At 73.3% G+C, this 16,318-nt stretch carries 15 protein-coding genes and 1 tRNA gene; 5 read left to right on the top strand and 11 right to left on the bottom strand.

Annotated elements, in window-relative coordinates:
• Nucleotides 1–2 precede the first annotated feature (2 nt).
• On the bottom strand, nt 3–557 hold the full coding sequence (locus P2T37_RS09780; RefSeq protein WP_276233737.1) for an NUDIX hydrolase: 555 nt from the start codon (nt 555–557) through the stop codon (nt 3–5).
• A 44-nt stretch (nt 558–601) separates the two neighbouring features.
• Nucleotides 602–1,270: a DUF502 domain-containing protein gene (locus tag P2T37_RS09775; protein WP_276233736.1), complete on the bottom strand. Its 669-nt coding sequence runs from the start codon at nt 1,268–1,270 to the stop codon at nt 602–604.
• Nucleotides 1,271–1,338: 68 nt separating this feature from the next.
• On the opposite strand from P2T37_RS09775, the gene P2T37_RS09770 reads away from it, so the two are divergent.
• Nucleotides 1,339–3,006: a DUF3604 domain-containing protein gene (locus P2T37_RS09770; protein WP_276233735.1), complete on the top strand. Its 1,668-nt coding sequence runs from the start codon at nt 1,339–1,341 to the stop codon at nt 3,004–3,006.
• Here the strand turns inward: P2T37_RS09770 and P2T37_RS09765 are convergent.
• From P2T37_RS09765 to P2T37_RS09750, 4 genes are all read right to left on the bottom strand, one after another.
• Nucleotides 3,003–3,722 carry a profilin-fold protein gene (locus P2T37_RS09765; protein WP_276233734.1) on the bottom strand — a complete coding sequence of 240 codons (720 nt, stop codon included), beginning with the start codon at nt 3,720–3,722 and terminating at the stop codon, nt 3,003–3,005. The genes P2T37_RS09770 and P2T37_RS09765 overlap by 4 nt on opposite strands.
• Nucleotides 3,723–3,755: 33 nt before the next feature.
• Entirely contained in the window at nt 3,756–5,516 is a 1,761-nt protein-coding gene (locus tag P2T37_RS09760; protein WP_276233733.1) for a hybrid sensor histidine kinase/response regulator, read from the bottom strand.
• A gap of 72 nt (nt 5,517–5,588) precedes the next feature.
• Nucleotides 5,589–6,101: a GNAT family N-acetyltransferase gene (locus tag P2T37_RS09755; RefSeq protein ID WP_276233732.1), complete on the bottom strand. Its 513-nt coding sequence runs from the start codon at nt 6,099–6,101 to the stop codon at nt 5,589–5,591.
• A 154-nt stretch (nt 6,102–6,255) separates the two neighbouring features.
• Nucleotides 6,256–6,852, bottom strand: a complete 597-nt coding sequence (locus tag P2T37_RS09750; RefSeq protein WP_276233731.1) for an NAD(P)/FAD-dependent oxidoreductase — start codon at nt 6,850–6,852, stop codon at nt 6,256–6,258.
• 83 nt (nt 6,853–6,935) lie between these two features.
• Between P2T37_RS09750 and P2T37_RS09745 the strand changes: the two genes are divergently transcribed.
• Nucleotides 6,936–7,244, top strand: a complete 309-nt coding sequence (locus P2T37_RS09745) for a hypothetical protein (RefSeq protein WP_276233730.1) — start codon at nt 6,936–6,938, stop codon at nt 7,242–7,244.
• A gap of 99 nt (nt 7,245–7,343) precedes the next feature.
• Here P2T37_RS09745 and P2T37_RS09740 read toward each other — a convergent pair.
• The 3 genes from P2T37_RS09740 to P2T37_RS09730 all read right to left on the bottom strand — a co-directional run bounded on the left by P2T37_RS09740 (nt 7,344) and on the right by P2T37_RS09730 (nt 9,965).
• Nucleotides 7,344–7,416, bottom strand: a tRNA-Pro gene (locus P2T37_RS09740).
• Between the two features lie 48 nt (nt 7,417–7,464).
• Entirely contained in the window at nt 7,465–9,183 is a 1,719-nt protein-coding gene (locus P2T37_RS09735) for a hypothetical protein (RefSeq protein WP_276233729.1), read from the bottom strand.
• On the bottom strand, nt 9,183–9,965 hold the full coding sequence (locus P2T37_RS09730) for an ABC transporter ATP-binding protein (RefSeq protein ID WP_276233728.1): 783 nt from the start codon (nt 9,963–9,965) through the stop codon (nt 9,183–9,185). The genes P2T37_RS09735 and P2T37_RS09730 overlap by 1 nt, the downstream gene beginning before the upstream one ends.
• Nucleotides 9,966–10,080: 115 nt before the next feature.
• Here P2T37_RS09730 and P2T37_RS09725 point away from each other — a divergent pair, with 115 nt between their 5' ends.
• Nucleotides 10,081–10,722 (top strand): DUF8159 domain-containing protein, encoded by a 642-nt coding sequence (locus P2T37_RS09725; RefSeq protein WP_276233727.1) that lies wholly within the window; start codon nt 10,081–10,083, stop codon nt 10,720–10,722.
• 199 nt (nt 10,723–10,921) lie between these two features.
• Nucleotides 10,922–12,232: a hydroxyacid-oxoacid transhydrogenase gene (locus P2T37_RS09720; RefSeq protein WP_276233726.1), complete on the top strand. Its 1,311-nt coding sequence runs from the start codon at nt 10,922–10,924 to the stop codon at nt 12,230–12,232.
• Here P2T37_RS09720 and P2T37_RS09715 read toward each other — a convergent pair whose 3' ends face one another.
• Complete coding sequence (locus P2T37_RS09715) at nt 12,233–13,159, bottom strand: hypothetical protein (RefSeq protein ID WP_276233725.1); 927 nt, start codon at nt 13,157–13,159, stop codon at nt 12,233–12,235.
• Between the two features lie 114 nt (nt 13,160–13,273).
• Between P2T37_RS09715 and P2T37_RS09710 the strand changes: the two genes are divergently transcribed.
• On the top strand, nt 13,274–15,646 hold the full coding sequence (locus P2T37_RS09710; protein WP_276233724.1) for a hypothetical protein: 2,373 nt from the start codon (nt 13,274–13,276) through the stop codon (nt 15,644–15,646).
• Nucleotides 15,647–15,658: 12 nt separating this feature from the next.
• On the opposite strand, the gene P2T37_RS09705 is transcribed toward P2T37_RS09710, so the two are convergent.
• A complete protein-coding gene (locus tag P2T37_RS09705; RefSeq protein WP_276233723.1) occupies nt 15,659–16,318 on the bottom strand; it encodes a response regulator in 660 nt (219 codons plus the stop codon).

Genomic DNA, 16,318 nt, shown 5'->3' with positions numbered 1-16,318 from the left:
TTTCACTCCGCCGCGAGCGCGTGCCGCAACACGCCGAGCGCCGCGCGGCCGTCGCGCAGGTCGCCGGCGAGCGCCCGGTCGCGGAGGTCGCCGAAGGTGCGGGTCGCCGTCCGGATGGACTCGTTGCCGTCGAGGTCGCGCTCCGCCGTCGGGGTACAGCCGTGCGCGACGAAGTGGTGGTGGGTCGCGTCGAGCAGGCCGTTCGCGGGTTCGACGCTCGTGACCTGCTCGACCGCGGCGGCCTCGTAGCCCGTCTCCTCCGCGAGTTCGCGGCGGGCGGCGGCCGCGAGGTCGTCGTCGTCCGGTTCGACGCCGCCGGCGGGGAGGCCCAGATTGACGCGGCCGACGGCCTGTCGCCACTCCTCGACGACGACCACGTCGCCGTCCTCGGTGAACGGGAGCACGACCACGGCGTCCGGCTCCGCGACCGAGTGGTAGTCGGTCTCGGTGCCGTCCGGCAGGCGCACGTCGTCGCGGCGCACGTCGAAGCCGGGACACGAGTAGTCCGTCTCGGAGGCGAGCGTCTCCCACGCGAGGGGGTCGTCGGGGCCGTCCATGGCCGCGCTCCGTTCGGCGGCGGCAAAGGCCCGCCGGTCGCGGCTCAGTCGAGCGAGGGGAGGTCGCCCTCGTCCACGGAGTCGCGGTACGCGGCCATCTCGGACTCCGACTCCGCGATGCCGGTCGTGACGACCATCCGGAGCGCGTCGCGCACGGAGAGGTCCGTCTCGTGGACGCGGTCGGCGGGGACGAAGACGAGGTGGCCCGCCGTCGGGTTCGGCGAGTGCGGGACGACGACCGTGTACGCCTCCCCGCCCGCGAGGTCCGCGGCCGCCTCGGGCGCGTCCCCGGTGAGGAAGCCGAGCGAGTACACCTCCGGGCGCGGGTACTCGACGATGACGGCGCTCCGGTAGCGGGTGTCCCGCGAGACCAACGTGTTCGACACCTGCCGGACGCCGGTGTACACGACGGAGACGAGCGGGACGAGGCCGACGAAGCGGTCGAACCACTCGAAGACGACGCGGGCGCGCGTCCGCTGGGCCAGCAGGCCGAGCGCGGTGACGAACAGCGCGACGAGCAGCAGGGCGACCAGTTGGGCGGCCACCTCGACGTTCCCGGTGAGCGCCGTGAGCCGCGTCTCCCTGACGACCGGGTCCAGCACGACCGCCAGCCGCGCCAGCACGAACTGGAGCACGACGGCCGTGACGGCGAGCGGTGCGACCAACAGCAGTCCGGCGAGGAATCCCCCTTTCAGCTCCGAGCCGATGTCCATACCGTCCCCGTCGCGCGCGGCGACAAAAGGGTGCGGACGCTTATCACCCTCGACGGCCTCCCACCGGTATGCCCGGTCCCCTGGAGTCGCTGCGCGTGTTCGCGACCTCTCGGCCCTCCCTGCGCGGGCTGTGGGCCTCGCGCTCGGGGTCGTTCGACCGCGTCCACCCGGTCGCCCCCTCCGACGCCGTCGCCGGCGAGCCCGTCGAGGTCGTCGTCCAGGCGTGGGACGAGTACGAGCGGTTCCACCCGTTCGACGGCGCGCTCGCCGTCTCGGCGACCGACCCCGACGCGACCGTCCCCGACCGCGTGACGTTCGACGGCGACGGGCCGCCGGTCGGCCCCGGCGACCCCGAGCAGGGAATCACGCGCATCGAGGCGACGTTCGCCACCCCCGGCGTCCGGTACCTCGTGTTCGAGCACGGCGGCGAACGGTACGTGTCGAACCCGGTTCGCGTCCACGCCGACGAGCCGGCGACGCGGACGCTGTGGGGCGACATCCACCTCCACTCGCAGTACTCCGACGGCGCGGGCTCGATGGCGACCGGCTTCCGCTTCGCGCGCGAGGTGATGGCGCTCGACGTCTGTGCGTACACCGACCACGACACGATGGGGTTCTTCGTCCCGCCGTCGCTCCAGCGCCGGCGGATGCACCGCCGCTACTTCGGGGAGATGCGGCGGGCGACCGAGGCGTTCAACGAGCCGGGCGCGTTCGTCACGCTGTTCGGCTACGAGTGGACGAAACAGCCGAACAACGGCGGCCACGTCAACGTCTACTTCGACTCGGCCGACGGGACGCTCGTCGATTCGCGGGCCGACGGCTCGCGCACCTACGAGGGACTGTGGGAGCGGTTGCGCGCGTGGCGCGAGCGCGACGACACCGGCGACGTGGTGACGATACCCCACCACCCCGCGGAGGCGATGTACCCGTTTGACTTCGCCGCGACGGAGTACGACGACGACCTCGCGCCGCTCGTCGAGGTGTACTCCCAGTGGGGGTCGAGCGAGCGGCCCGCGAGCGACGGGAACCGCCGGCCGCTGGCGATGGGGCAGGGTGAGATAGGGGACGCGGGTCACTACGCACAGGACGCGCTCGCGCTCGGCTACCGCGTCGGCCTGCTCGGCGGCTCCGACTACCACGGGCCGTACCCGGGCCACTCGCTGCTCCACGCGAAGCCGCACCTCCCCTCGCTCGCCGAGTGGTACCGCGACGGTATCGGCTGGGGCCACATCTGGCGGGTGTGGAACGAGCGGTCGTACCCGGGCGGGCTGACGGCCTTTCGCGCTCCCGACCGGACCCGCGCCGGCGTGTTCGACGCGCTCCGGTCGCGGGCGGTGTACGCGACGACCCAGCCCGACCGCATCCTCGCCGACCTCTCGGTGAACGGGACGCGCGTCGGCGAGGCCGGCAGCGAGGTGACCGTCGGCGCGCCGACCGCGGAGCGCGAGATAGCCTACGAGGTCCACGGTACGGCCCCCCTCGAAGCGGTGACCGTGGTGAAGAACACGGAGCCGTGGCACGTCGAGCGCGGGACGAGCGACCCCGATGCGCCGCTCGACGCGTTCTCCGTGTCGGGGACGGTCACCGACGACGCGCCCGTGAGCGGCCCGGACTACGACGCCGAGCGCGGCGGCGAGGCCGACTGCTACTACCTGCGCGTCCGGCAGGCCGCCCGTCCGGACGCGCGCGTCCCCGGCGGCGCGGCGTGGCTCGGCCCGGTCTGGGTTCGGACCTAGAGGTCGATGCGTTCGAGGTCGAGTTCCAGCTCCGCGACGTGGTCGTTGTACGCGGCGACGAAGCCCGGGAAGTCGGGCGCGAACTCGCGCACGTCGGGGGCCGACGGCGGGCCGTACTGCGAGAGCAGGTAGGTGCCGCCGGAGCCGCCGACCCGGAGGTAGGACACCTGCGACTCCTCGCGTTTGAGCTCCCAGCGCGTCCCGTCCACGCGGACGGCGAAGGTGCCGTAGTCGTCCATCTCGTACCGGTACAGTTCGCCCGCCATCCGGCCACAGAGGTCGCGGATGCGCCCGACGATGCGGTCGCGCTCCGCGACCACGTCCTCGGTCGAGACCGCGTCCGGGAAGTCGGTGGACACGTCGTCGAGGACGCCGTCGAGCGAGCGGACGTGGTCGTTGAACGCGTCGACGAACGCCGCGTAGTCGCCCATCGCCTCGGCGAGCGCGGCGGGTTCGGGCGGCTGTTTCGTCGAGACGACGTACGTCTCCCGGCCCGAGCGCGGCGAGAACCGGAGGTACTGGAGGTCGCCCGCCTCGTACTTCAGCGTCCACTCGCCGTCGTCGGTGTCGAACTCCCGCGAGCCGTAGTCGCCGCCCTCCAGTTTGGCGAGCGCGTAGGCCATCCGGCCGGCGTGCTCGCGAACCGCCGCCACGACGGCGTCGCGGTCGGCGGCGACGGCGTCGGCGTCGGCGATGTCGAAGTCGAGTCCCGTCATGCCCGAGCGAGGGCCCGGAGGGGCATACCCCTTTCACTCGGTCCCGGGCGTGGACTCCGTCCGCACCTCGAAGCGCGCGCCGCCGGCGTCGCTCGCCGTCGCCGTCACCGTCCACTCGTGGGCTTCGACGATGTCGGAGACGATGGCGAGCCCGTACCCCGTGCCGCCCTCCTCGGTGGTGACGCCGTAGTCGAACACCGCCCCGCGCTCGTCCTCGGGGATGCCGACGCCGTCGTCCTCGACGTAGAAGCCCGACTCGTCGTCGAGCGCGCCGACCCGGACCGTCAGCTCGCTCTCGCCGTCGTAGCCGTGTTCGATGCTGTTGCGGAAGAGGTTGCCGAGCGCCTGCTCGACGCGGCCGGCGTCGCCGCGGAACTCGGCGTCGCCGTCGGTCTCGACGGTCACGGGCGCGTCCGTCTCGATGGTGTCCCACGCGTTCCCGGCGACGGCGGCGAGGGAGAACGGGCTCGGGTCCTCGATGACGCGCCCGCTGCGCGCGAGTTCGAGCAGGTCGTCGATGAGCGTCGCCATGTCGTCGAGCGCCTCCCGAACCACGTCGATACGGTCGTGACCCTCGGCGACGAGGTCGGCGTTCATCGACGCGGCGTTGAGGGGGTTGCGAAGGTCGTGGCTCACGATGGAGACGAACTCCTCCAGCCGCTCGTTCTGGCGTTCGAGTTCCGCCTCGCGGGCGACCCGCTCGGTCACGTCGCGGCCGGTTATCAGGACCGCGTCCTCGCCGTCGTACTCGATGTCGGTCAGCGACGCCTCGACGACGATCTCCTCGCCGTCGGCCGTCCGCATCGTCGTCGTCACCTGGCCGCCCGGCTCGAACGGCGGCGACAGCTCCGCGCCGTCGTCCGCGAGCAGGTCGGACACCGCCCTCCCCGCGAGGTCGGTGTAGTCGTAGCCGAGGGTGTCGCTCGCGGCCGGGTTCGCGTCGAGGACGGCGCCGTCGCGGTCGGCGACGAGCACGCCGTCGTCGACGTTCTCGAAGACGGACGCCGAGAAGGCGCGGTGTTTGCGGAACCGCTCGTTCGCGTCCGTGGAGCCCGTCCGTTCGCGGATGACGGCCGCGAGCAGGTGGCCCTCGTCGGCCTCGACGTCGCCGAGCATCACCTCGACGGGGACGGTGCTCCCGTCGCGGTGCTGGACGACGAGCCCGACGCCGTTCCAGTCGAGGTGGCGCGAGCCGCCCGCGAGGTACCGCGACATCGCCTCGTGGTGGTCGTCCGCGAACGCCTCCGGGACGATGGTGTCGACGCGCTCGCCCACCAGTTCCTCGGGCGCGTAGCCGAGCAGTTCCTCGACGCCGCCGCCGGCGTAGTGGATCGTCTCGGTCGGGTCGGTGACGAGGACGGCGTACGGCCCGCCGCCGACGGCGTCGAGCATGGCGCTCTCGGTCGGGCGGTCGGGGGCGTCGGAGCGGGCCGCGCGTCGTCCCTCGACGGCGTCGGAGAGCCGCGAGGCGAGCACGTCGAGGCGCGGGTCGTCGCGGGCGAACCAGTCGGCCGCGCCCGCGTCGGCGGCGCGGCCGGCGAACCCCCCGTCCGCGGACTCGCCGAGGAGGACGACCGGGAGCGTCGGGTCGTACTCGACGAGGTCCGCACAGAGGTCCAGGGCCGAGTCGACGGTGTCCGGGGTGTGGCCGACCACGACGCAGTCGGCCGACTGCTCGGCGTCGAGTCCCTCCGCGCACTCGACGGCGAGGTCGGTGGCCGCGAGGCGCTCGGTCACCGCGTCGCCGACCCACTCCTCGCCGCCGAGGACGAGGACGTCCGCGGCTGCTGACATGGCCCACGATGGCGGCGGAGCGTGCATAACTGTGCCGCACCGTCGTGCCCTCGGGGCGCGGGGGCGGGACCGCTACTCCGCCGCCGGCACGTCGCGGGCGAGTTCCACCTGTCCGTCGGCGGTGCCGGTGACGACGAAGCCGTGGGCCAGCGCCAGCGCGAGCATCGGGCGGTTATCCCCGCGCGTCAGGACGCCGACCCGGCCGCCGCCGCGCGCCGCGGCGAGCGCGAGGGCCGCGTCCACGAGCCGACCCCCGACGCCCGCGTGGTGGTACGCCGGGTCGATGAACACCGAGAGCTCGTGGCCGTCGCCGTCCGGCGCGAGGAAGACCTGCCCGACGGCGTCCGTGCCGTGCCACGCGACGACCGAGGGGAACCGGAGGACGACGTCGAGCCACCGGTCGAGCGCGGGCGGGGCCGCCGGGGGGACGCCGCCCGCCCGCGATGCCGCGTCGAAACAGCCGTACAGCGCGGCGAGCGGCGCGCGGTCGTCGGGGCCGGCACAGGGACGGAGTTCGACCCGGCGGTCCGCGGCGTCGCGGAACGGCCCGAGCGCCGACAGGTCGTCGCCCCCGTCCGTCGTCACCCGGACACCGACCCGCCGGTCGCGGCCGCGACGGACCGCTCGGGAGGGAGGGCAGGGGGGTGGAGAAGGGGTCGCATCGTCACCGATACCCACGGCACGCGGGGGCATAGGTATGCTGGCCGGGCCGCCGACACGGTCCGGCCGGGAAAGCGAGCTACTCCGCGCCCGCGTCCTCGTCCGCGAGGTCGCCGAACACCTGTGCGGCGGTGTCGGGCACGTCGAAGTCGTGGTAGTGGTCGCCCTTCACCTTCGTGAGGATGTTGAGCGCGGCGGCCGCACCGTCGCCGGCGGAGATGACGGCCTGCCACTCCTCGGCCCGGACCATCGCGCCGGTCGCGTAGGCGTTCTCGACGCTCGTCTCCATCGTCAGGTCGGCCTCGACGAGGTCGCCGTCGAACGCACAGCCGAGCGACTCCGCGAGGTCACGGTTCGCGCCCGTCGCGAGCACGACGAACTCGGCGTCGAGGCTGTCGTCGTCGGTCGCGACCGAGAAGCCGTCGTCCGTCTCCTCGACCGACGTGACCGCCGCGCCCTGCCGGCGGTCGACGCCGAAGCTGTCGACCTGCTCGCGGAGGGTTTCGAGGAACGCCGTCCCGTCCTGCGAGCCGATGCCCGGGTAGTTGAACAGGTGCGCCTTGTGCATCCACGTCCCGTCGGTGTCGAAGACGACGGTGTCGAGGCCGTTCTTCTGTGTGAACAACGCCGCTGAGAGGCCGGCGGGACCGCCGCCGACCACCGCTACGTCTGCCATAGGGGGAGAAGTCGCCCGAGCGGTATATGGTTTGGTTCGGGGGAGGGAGTCGCCGTTATCACGGAGGGGGCCGTCCCCCCGGTATGGACGCGAACGCGCCCGCCGAGCGATACCTGTGGTGGGCCACGGTCGGCGAGATAGTCCTCCTCGGCTGGCTGGCCCTCCTGCTCGCCGCGAGCGTCGCCGGGTCGGGCGGCTTCCTCGCCGGCTACTCCCGCACGGTTCGGGCGCTCGTGCTCGGGTTCGTCCTCGTCGAACTCGCCGTGCCCGCGTGGATACTCGTCGACGTGCGTCGGCGGAACCTCGACCCGGTGTGGGTCCACGTCGCCGCGATGCCGCTCGTCAATCTGTTCGGGCTGGCGGCGTACGTCGAGGAGCGCAAGCGCCGCTGAGCGGCGTGAGAACGGAAACGGACCGGTCCGTTCGACGCCGCGCGTTCGCTCGCGGCCTCGCCGTCGCTCGGCACGCTCGTGGGGCGGAGTCGTCAGAAATGGGCCGGCCCGGATTTGAACCGAGGTACCGAGGACCCGATCCTCGAAGGATACCAAGCTACCCCACCGGCCCGCATCGAATAGGAGTCCCTTCCCCCGTTTAACGATTGCGAATCCGCGGTTACAGCGTGTACCCCTCGAAGCGCCGGCGGGCGACGCGGGCCGCGAGCGCGGCGACGGCGAGGCCGGCGACGAGCGGGCCGGCGAAGCCGCCCCACCGCACCGCCGGGAGCGGGACGCCGACGACCGCGCGGGCCGCCGACCGGAGCGCGTCCGCGATGGGGATGACGCCCGCGAGGTCGAAGGGGAACGCGAACAGGCCGCCCACGACGAAGCCGGCGGTCGCGCGGGCGAGGTCGGGGGCCAGCGCCGCGAAGGCCGGGAGCGCGACGAACAGCACCACGACGAGGGTGTGAAGCGCCATCGCGGTGAGCGTCGGCGGCACCACCTCGCGGCCGCGGGCGACGCGCACCGCGTCGGTGCGGGGGACGAGGAAGCCGAGCGTCGGCCCGACGAACGCGGCGACGACGACGCCGACGAGCGCCGCGGCGGCGACGAGCACGGCGTCGGTCGGCCCGTAGCCCGTCGCGAGGGCGACGGCCGGCGCGAGCAGGGCCGCGGGGAGGCCGAACAGCAGCGGCGGCAGCGCGAGCCCCCGGACGTAGGCGCGACCGTCCGCGAGCGAGGTGAGCGTCTGCGGGAGGACGCGTCCCTCGTCGCCGAGCGGATTGAGCGCGAAGGCGCCGGCGGCGAACCACGGAACCGCGACGGCGAGCCCCGGCGCGAGGAGCCGCGTCGGGACGCTCGCCTCGCCGAGCGCGACCTGTATCGCGGTCGGGAACAGCCCCGCGAGCGGGAGTATCAGGTAGGTGAGCTTCGCGGGCGCGCGCCTCGCGAGCAGTATCGACCGCTGGGCGACCCGGCGGCTCGGCTCGCCCCACACGCTCGGAACGCGAATCCGACCGAGCGCGGCCGCGAGGGGGTCGGCGCCGTCGCTGCCGACGACCGCTTGCTCGGCCTCGACCGCGGGGGCGACGGAGTCGCCGAGCCAGAAGGCGGTCGCGAGCCGGGCACACAGCGCGCTCCCGGCGACGAGCCACGCGACGACGACGGCGAGGCCGGCGACGGCGTGGGGGAGCGAGCTCCCGACCGGCGAGGCGAGGACGGCGACGTCGGCGAGCCAGCCGACGGGGACGACCCCGAGCCCGCTCGTCGTCATGCCGGCCGACTGGAGGACGATGTAGCCGCCGAAGAAGGCGGCGGCCGCCAGCCCGCCGAGCAGCGACCGGCGCCGGGCGATGGCCGGGACCCGCGCCACGAGGAGTTTGGCGGTCAGCCCGAGGACGTGCCCCGTGACGACCGCCGCCGCGAGCGAGGCGAGCACGGCGCCCGAGACCAGGAGGAACGTCGCCGGCGAGCCGGCGGTGTAGGCGAGCGCGGCCGCGAGCACGAGGACGGGCACCCCGAGGTAGGCGACCGCGCGGGCGAGTTCGGCGAGCATCAGCCCCACGAGCGCCGTGGTCGGGCGGACGGTCGTGAGCAGGAACGCGTCGGCGTCGGGGCGGGCGTGGACCGTCGCGACCCGCTGGGTGAACAGCGCCGAGGCGAACAGCCACTGGAAGGCGACGGCGCTCCGGATGCCGTCGCCGACGGCGAGGCCCGAGAGGTCGGGCGAGAGCGTCACGAGGAAGTACGCGCCGACGGTGGCCATCCCGCCGAAGACGAGGAGCCCGAAGCCGAGCCCGAGCAGCTGCGAGACGCGGTTCGTCGCGGTGCGGAGGCTGCGGCGGAACTCGACAGCGGCGATGCGGACGCCGCCGCGGAGGTGGCCGGTCGGCATCAGGCCGCCTCGGTCGCGTCGGTCGGCTCGCCCGCGTCGCTCGCCGGGTCCTCGGCGGTGACTTCGAGAAACACGTCCTCCAGGGTGCGGTCGCCCGGCTCGGCGTCGTCCGCCCGGCGCTTCAGGTCCGCGGGCGCGCCCTCGGCAACCAGCCGCCCGTCGTAGAGCACCCCGACGGTGTCGGCGTGTTCGTCCACGACGGGGAGGATGTGCGTCGAGAGGAACACCGTGGTGCCGCCGTCGGCGAGCGAGTCGATGAACTCCCGGATGGAGCGGGCCGCCCGGGGGTCGAGCCCGCTCGTCGGCTCGTCGAGGAAGAGCACGTCCGGGTCGTGGAGCGTCGCCTGCACGAAGGCGGCCTTCTGTCGCATCCCCTTGGAGTAGGCGTCGATACGCGTATCCGCGTCCTCCGCGAGGTCGACGCGGTCGAGCAGGTCGGCGATGCGTTCGCGGGCGACCCCGTCGGGGAGGTCGCGTAGCCCGGCGGCGTAGGTGAGCTGTTCGCGGCCCGTGAGTTCGTCGTGGAGCGGCGGCTCCTCGGGGAGGTAGCCGATGGTGTCGATGAGCGCCGGGCGGTCGCGGGTGTCCGCGCCGCCGACGGTCGCCGTGCCGCTCGTCGGCGCTGTGAGGCCGGTGAGCATCCGCATCGTCGTGGACTTGCCGGCCCCGTTCGGGCCGAGGAAGCCGTAGACGACCCCGTCGGGGACCGCGAGGTCGAGGCCGTCCACGGCGACGGTGTCGCCGTAGCGTTTCGTCAGGTCGGTCGCGGAAATCGAATGCATGTTCAGGAGGGCGTTGGCGGGGGATGTTCGCGACCCCACAAGAGTCTGCCGGCGGGCGAAAGCCGAAGCGCGAAGTAGCCGGGGCACCTCCCTCCGGTATGCGCGGAGGGACCCCGTGAGCGACGACGAGGCCGGCTACACGGAGTACCGGTGTACGAACTGCGGCCGGACGACGCCGAAGAACACGCCGCCGTGTGACAGGTGCGGCGGCTACGACTTCGAGCGCGTGGAGGTCCGGGCGAGCGACTTCGACGACGAGATACGCGGCGGGAGCACGCTCGCCGTCGTCCGCGACAACCCCGGCGTCGCGGCCGGCATCGTCGTCGTCGTGCTCGGTATCGTCCTCGCGGCGCTCGCGTACGGCGGCGTGCTCGTGGTGGCCGACCCGACCGGCACGTACCGGTTCGGGACGGTACCGGCAGAGCCGGTGGACGACGACGGGACGCTCACCGCCGGCGAGTTCCGCACACGGGTCGCGGCGACCCACGAGGTCGAGCGGCTGGCGTGGGGCGGCACGGGGCTCGACATGCGTGTCCGAACCGAGGCGACCGGGGGTGGTCCCGTCTCCGAGGAGATACTGAGCGTCGCGCGCACCTACGCCGAGTACGTCGGGAGCGGCGGCGAGGCCGCGTCGCTGACCCTGACGATGGAGACGCCGGGCGGCGAGGCCCGCGTGACGGTCGCGGCCGCCGACGCTCGGGCGTACGCGAACGGCGAACTCACCGACGCCCAGTACCGGGAACGCGTCCTCGGTTGAGTGACCTCTCCCGGAAAACATATAACCGATAGCGAGTGAGTACGGGCTGAGCGGGCGCGGTTGTACCACACGTCCCGCTCGTACCATAGTTCCCGCCGGGGCTGCCCGCCCCGGCACTCTACCCCGTCGAGCGGCCGCGCTACCCTTATTGTGACCCTCGCTGACACACGAGTATGCGACACACACACGGGTGGTCGCCGTGAGCTACGACCGGTCCGTCTCCGCGGCGAACCACGACCTGCTCGCCGAGAGCGTCTGGAGCTTCCAGATGCCGCGCGTTCGCTTCGGCGCGGGCGCGGTCGAGGAGCTCGGGTCCCAGCTCCGCGACCTCGGGGTGGACGACGACGCGACGGGACTGCTCGTCACCGACCCGACCCTCGCCGACGTGGGCCACGCCGAGCGCGTGGCCGAGGCGCTCGCCGAGGCGGACTACGACGCCGACCGCTACGACGAGTGCGAGCGCGAGCCCTCCGTCGCGGCCATCGACCGCTGTGTCGAGTTCGTCCGAGACGAGGCCGGCGAGGACGGCTACGACTTCTACGTCGGCGTGGGCGGCGGCAGCGTGATGGACACCGCGAAGGCGACCCGGGCGGTCGTCGCCAACGGGGGCGAGCCGCTCGACTACATCGCGGAGCCGACCGGCCGCGGCGAGGCGGTGACCGAGTCCGGCGCGCCGCTCGTCCTCCTGCCGACGACGGCGGGGACCGGCTCGGAGATATCGCCGCTCGCCATCCTCTCGGTCCCGAGCGAGGAGACGAAGGAGGGGATATCGAGCCACCACGTCCGCGCCGACGCCGCCGTGCTCGACCCGACGCTGACGACGACCCTGCCCGCGGAGCAGACGGCCAAGACGGCGATGGACGCGCTCGGCCACGCCATCGAGGGGTTCACGACCCACGAGTTCGACAGCATGCTCCGCCCCGAGGACGCGGCCGACCGCCCCGTCTACGCCGGGCGCACGCCCGTCACGGAGCTGTTCTCGCGGGAGGCCATCACGCTGCTCTCCTCGAACGTCCGGAAGGCGGTCCACAACGGCGACGACCTCGCGGCGCGGACGAACATGCTCCGGGGGGCGCTGTTCGGCGCCATCGCCGGACTGACCGCGGGCGCGAACCTCGCGCACGCGATGGCCTATCCGGTGGGAAACCGCTATCACACGTACCACGGCGAGACCATCGGCGTCCTCACCCCGGCGAGCACGCTCGGCTACAACGCCGCCTCCGACCCGGACCGCTACGCCGAAATCGCCTCGCTGCTGGGGGTCGAAACCGCCGGGATGAGCAACCGCGCCGCCGCCGATGCCGCGAAGGAGCAGTACGTCCGGCTCCAGCAGGACCTGAACGTCCTGCCGAGCGGGCTGGCGGAACTGGCGGGCATCGACGAGGACGACATCGGCTGGCTGGCGAGCCGGACGGTCGAGACCCAACAGCGCCTGCTCCGGTGTAACCCCCGGCCCGTCACGGAGGCGGACGCCTACGACGTGTTCGAGGACGCGCTGTACAACTGGTAGTCAGGCCTCGTTCACGTACAGCCCGTAGCGGAACAGCGCCTCGTCGGTTTCGAGCAGCAGGCCGTTCTCGGTGTCGTCCGCCAACAGCAGCGTGTCGAGCAGGGCGCGGTACGCCTCTGACAGCGGCGCCGTCTCGACGTACTCGCCGCGCGCTGTCGCCTCGTCGAGCACCTCGCGCGACGCCGCGGCGAGGTCGTACTCGGGGAGGTAGGTATCGACGCGGTCGGCGCGGGCGACCTCGCGGAACGCCGCCTCGTCGTCGGCGACGGGGAGGAGGGCGGTCCGGTACACCGGCTCGGTGACCCGTTCGGTGCCGATATCGAGCCGAATCGCCCACGGGCCGTCGGGCGCGAGCACGACGACGCGGCCGTCGAGTTCGCCCGCGATGGGGTCGTCGAGTTCGGCCGGGAGCCGCAGGACGTAGCGGCCGTCGCGGCGCAGGCCGGTCGTCCGCGGGTCGTAGCCCGAGCGCGCCCCCGAGTGGAGTATCAGCGCGACACGCCTGCTCGGCCGCGGGAGCGACTCCGGGTCGAGGGCGTCCTCGGGGACGTCCCCCTCGGGCACGTCCGTCGCCGTGACGACGGTCCGCTCCGTCTCCCGCCGGTCCACGACGGCCGTCGCCAATTCGTAGTAGAGGCCGTCGTTCTCGACGTAGCCGCCGTCCGGCAGGGGTTCCCAGCCGGCTGTCGTGACGCTCCCCTCCGCGTAGAGGGTATCGAGCGCCGCGCGCTGGGGGTCGCCGAACAGGTCGCCCGTCGAGGGCTCGAAGAGGACGTGTTCTGCGAGCGGGGCGTCGATGCGGTTCAGGTCGAGCGTGTACTCCCGCTCCGTGGGGGCCGTCCCGTCGAGCGGGCCGTTACAGCCGGCGAGCGCGGCGACGGTACCGGCACCGAGCGCGTGGAGGGCGCGGCGGCGGGTGGGGGCCATACGTCAGGGGCGGGCGCTCGTGGGCATGAGCCTTCGGTCGCGCCACGGCGTAACACAAAGGCCGCTCTGACCAACCGAAAGTGAAAGGGGCAGCGAATCTGAACCTCCGTTCGAATGACGCGACGATTGGTCCCCCTCCTGTTCGCGGCCCTGCTGGTCGCGGCCCCGATGGCGATGCTTCCGGGCGTCGCCGCCGCGGGCACGCCGGCCGCGGACGGGCACGACGCATCGAACACGAACGAGACGCTGGCCGGGTTCGCGGCCGTGACCGGCGTGGCGACGGCGGGCGACGGCGGCGAGTACCTCGTCGGCGCCGAGTCCGTCACGGGCCGGAACACGACGCTCGTGCGCCGCGGCCCCGACGGCGAGACCCGCTGGCGGCGGACGTTCGGCTCGAACGACACGCTGAGTTCGGGGATGGCGGTCGCGTCCGGGCCGCTGCCGGGCGCGTACGTCCTCGAACGGGTGGTACAGGGAAGCCCCTACGACTACGAGACGCCCCCGACGCTCCGACTGCGCCGCGTCGCCCCCGACGGCGAGACGATGTGGACGAAGTCGCTGGGGAACGTCACCGGCTACGCGAGCGCGGGTGACCTCCTCGCCTCGCCGCGGGGCGGCGTGACGGTGGCGACGGGCTACCTCGACCGCGAGGCCGAGCGCCGCGGCACCCGAATCCGGGTCGTCTCCCCGAACGGCGAGACGACGAGCGACCGGCGCTACGACGGCGGCACCCCGCGGTCCGTCTCGCGGACCGACGACGGCGGCCTCGTCGTCGCGGGCGAGGTGAGCTACGGCGAGGGCTGGGTCCTCCGCACCGACGCCGACGGCGACGTGCTGGTGAACGCGTCGGTCGGCGGACCGTTCGACGACCGGACCGTCTCCGGCGCGACGGCGACCGACGACGGCGGCGTGCTCGTGGGCGGCAGCGCCGAGACGGCGTTCGCCCGGTCGAGCGTCTGGGCGGCGCGGCTCACCGCGGAGGGCGACGTGGCCTGGAGCCGCACCTTCGGCGAGAGCCAGCGGTCCTACGCCCGCGCGGCGGTCGCGACCGACGAGGGGCTGTTGCTCCTCAACGACGTCGACGGCGAGTTCCGCGAGCGCGGCGCCCGCCTGACGCACGTCACGGCGGACGGCGACTACGCGAGCCGCGCGGTCGAGGGTGACACCACGGTGTCCGCGACGACGGCACAGCGGCTCCGCGACGACGGCACGGTCGCGCTGTACGGCATCCGTTACCTGAACCGGACGAGCGAGGCGACCGTGCGGACCGCCGCGGTGCCGACGCCCGAGAACACGGCCTTCCGGGCCGACGCGGGCGTCTCCACGAACGCGACGTTCCTCCGCGGGCAGAACCTCGAACTGTCGGGCTCCGCGACGTACGGCCTCTACGAGGTGCCCGGCGAGTACGACGACTACGACGAGCCGCGGCGCGTCCGCACCCTCGACGCCGAGGACGGCGAGGCCGTCTTCGAGACCGCGACGCTCGCCCGCGGCGAGTACGCGATCCGCAACGACGCGGGCCTGTGGCTCACCGTCGAGGACGGCGAGGTGACGGGCCTCGCCGGCTCGGCCGACGAGGCCGCCTTCGGCCTCGACGAGCAGTCCGTGCGGCTGGTCGACCGGTCGAGCGAGCGCCGCTACTCGCCGCCCGTCGAGGAGCGGGTCGTGCGCACCTACGAGGGGAACACGACCGTCGAGTTCGGCGTGGAGGCGCGGCCCGCGAACTTCACCGCCGACGTGTCCCTCTACCGGCTGCGCGGGGGCACGGTGAACGCGAGCACGACCGGCGAGGCGCTCTCGGGCGACGACGGCTGGGGCGGGACCGAGGCCCCGACGCACGTCGAGATCGGTGACGACGCCGACCGGAACCTCACCGTCGACGCCGGCGCGCTCGACGCGGGGCTGTACCGGGTCCGCGTCGACGGCGCCGAGACGGGCGAGGCGACCGACGCCGGCAGCACGGTGCTGGTCGTCGTCCGCGAGGAACGGCTGGTGTCGCTGACGGCGGCGGACACGTCGCTGACGGTGCCCGAGAACGGCTCCGCGACGACGAACCTGACGCTCGCCGGAGTCGATAACGGCATCGGCGCGCTCCGGTTCGACGCGAACCGGAGCGGCGGCCCGGCGGTCGGGCTGCGGCTCGACCTCACCGACGCGGTCGAGTACGGGTCCGCCCGCGGCAGCGCGGGCTGGTCGAGCGACGAGGCGACGGCGTCCACCCAGTCGCTCGAAGTCCGGTCGGCGCCGAACGGGAGCTTCGTCGCCGCGACGTTCACCGTCGAGGACAGCGAGTACCGCGACTCCGGGAGCGGGACGAACACCGCCGACGTCGGCATCGCGTGGGTCGTCGACGCGGACGGCGTGCCCTACAGCGTCCCCGACGACCTCGCGATAGAGTACGAGGTCGCCGGCGACGGCGAGGAGGAGGAAACGGACGAGAACGGCAGCGAACGCGGCGGGAGCGCGAGCGGCAGCGCCTCCGCCTGACCGCGCCCGGCCTTACTCGGCGTCGGCCCCGGCGACGAGTCGCTCGATGTCGTCGGGGTCGAAGCCGTCGATCGACGCCATCGCGTCCTCGCAGGCGCGCTCGAACTCGGCGTCGAGCCGGGTGTACCGGTCGTCGTCGTCGAGTTCCTCCGACGCGTAGCGGTCGCGCAGCAGGTCGAGTTCCGTACGGAGCTGGAGCAGTTCGCGCACCTCCTGCGGGTAGGACTTCCGCTCGAACAGCCGCTCGACCGCGTCGAGTATCTCGTCGGGCGTGACGGGCTTGCGGAGGTACGCGTCGAAGCGCATCCCGACGGTGTCCCACGCCGGCTCGACGGCGGTCATCATGGCGACGCAGGCGTCGCCGTCCTGTCGGCGGATGGAGGCGAGCACCTCGTCGCCCGACTTCACCGGCATCCGGCGGTCGAGCAGCACCACGTCCACCCCCGGGCCATACATCTCGATACCCTCGCCGCCGTCGGTCGCCAACAGCACCTCGACCCCGAGCGCGTCCGTCAGCCACATCTCGGCGGCCTGCGCGAAGTCGTCGTCGTCCTCGACGATGAGGACGGTCCCGGTCGCGGGGACGGTATCGGTCGCGTCCGACGGGCTGCCGCCGTCCGGGCGGCGGGGAGGCGTCGGGTCGGGGGGGTCATCGACCGCGGGGGGAGTCAT

Source organism: Halosegnis marinus, assembly GCF_029338355.1.
GTDB lineage: Archaea > Halobacteriota > Halobacteria > Halobacteriales > Haloarculaceae > Halosegnis > Halosegnis marinus.
The sequence above is the reverse complement of the archived record's forward strand: the minus strand, read 5'-3'. Positions and strand labels throughout refer to the sequence as shown.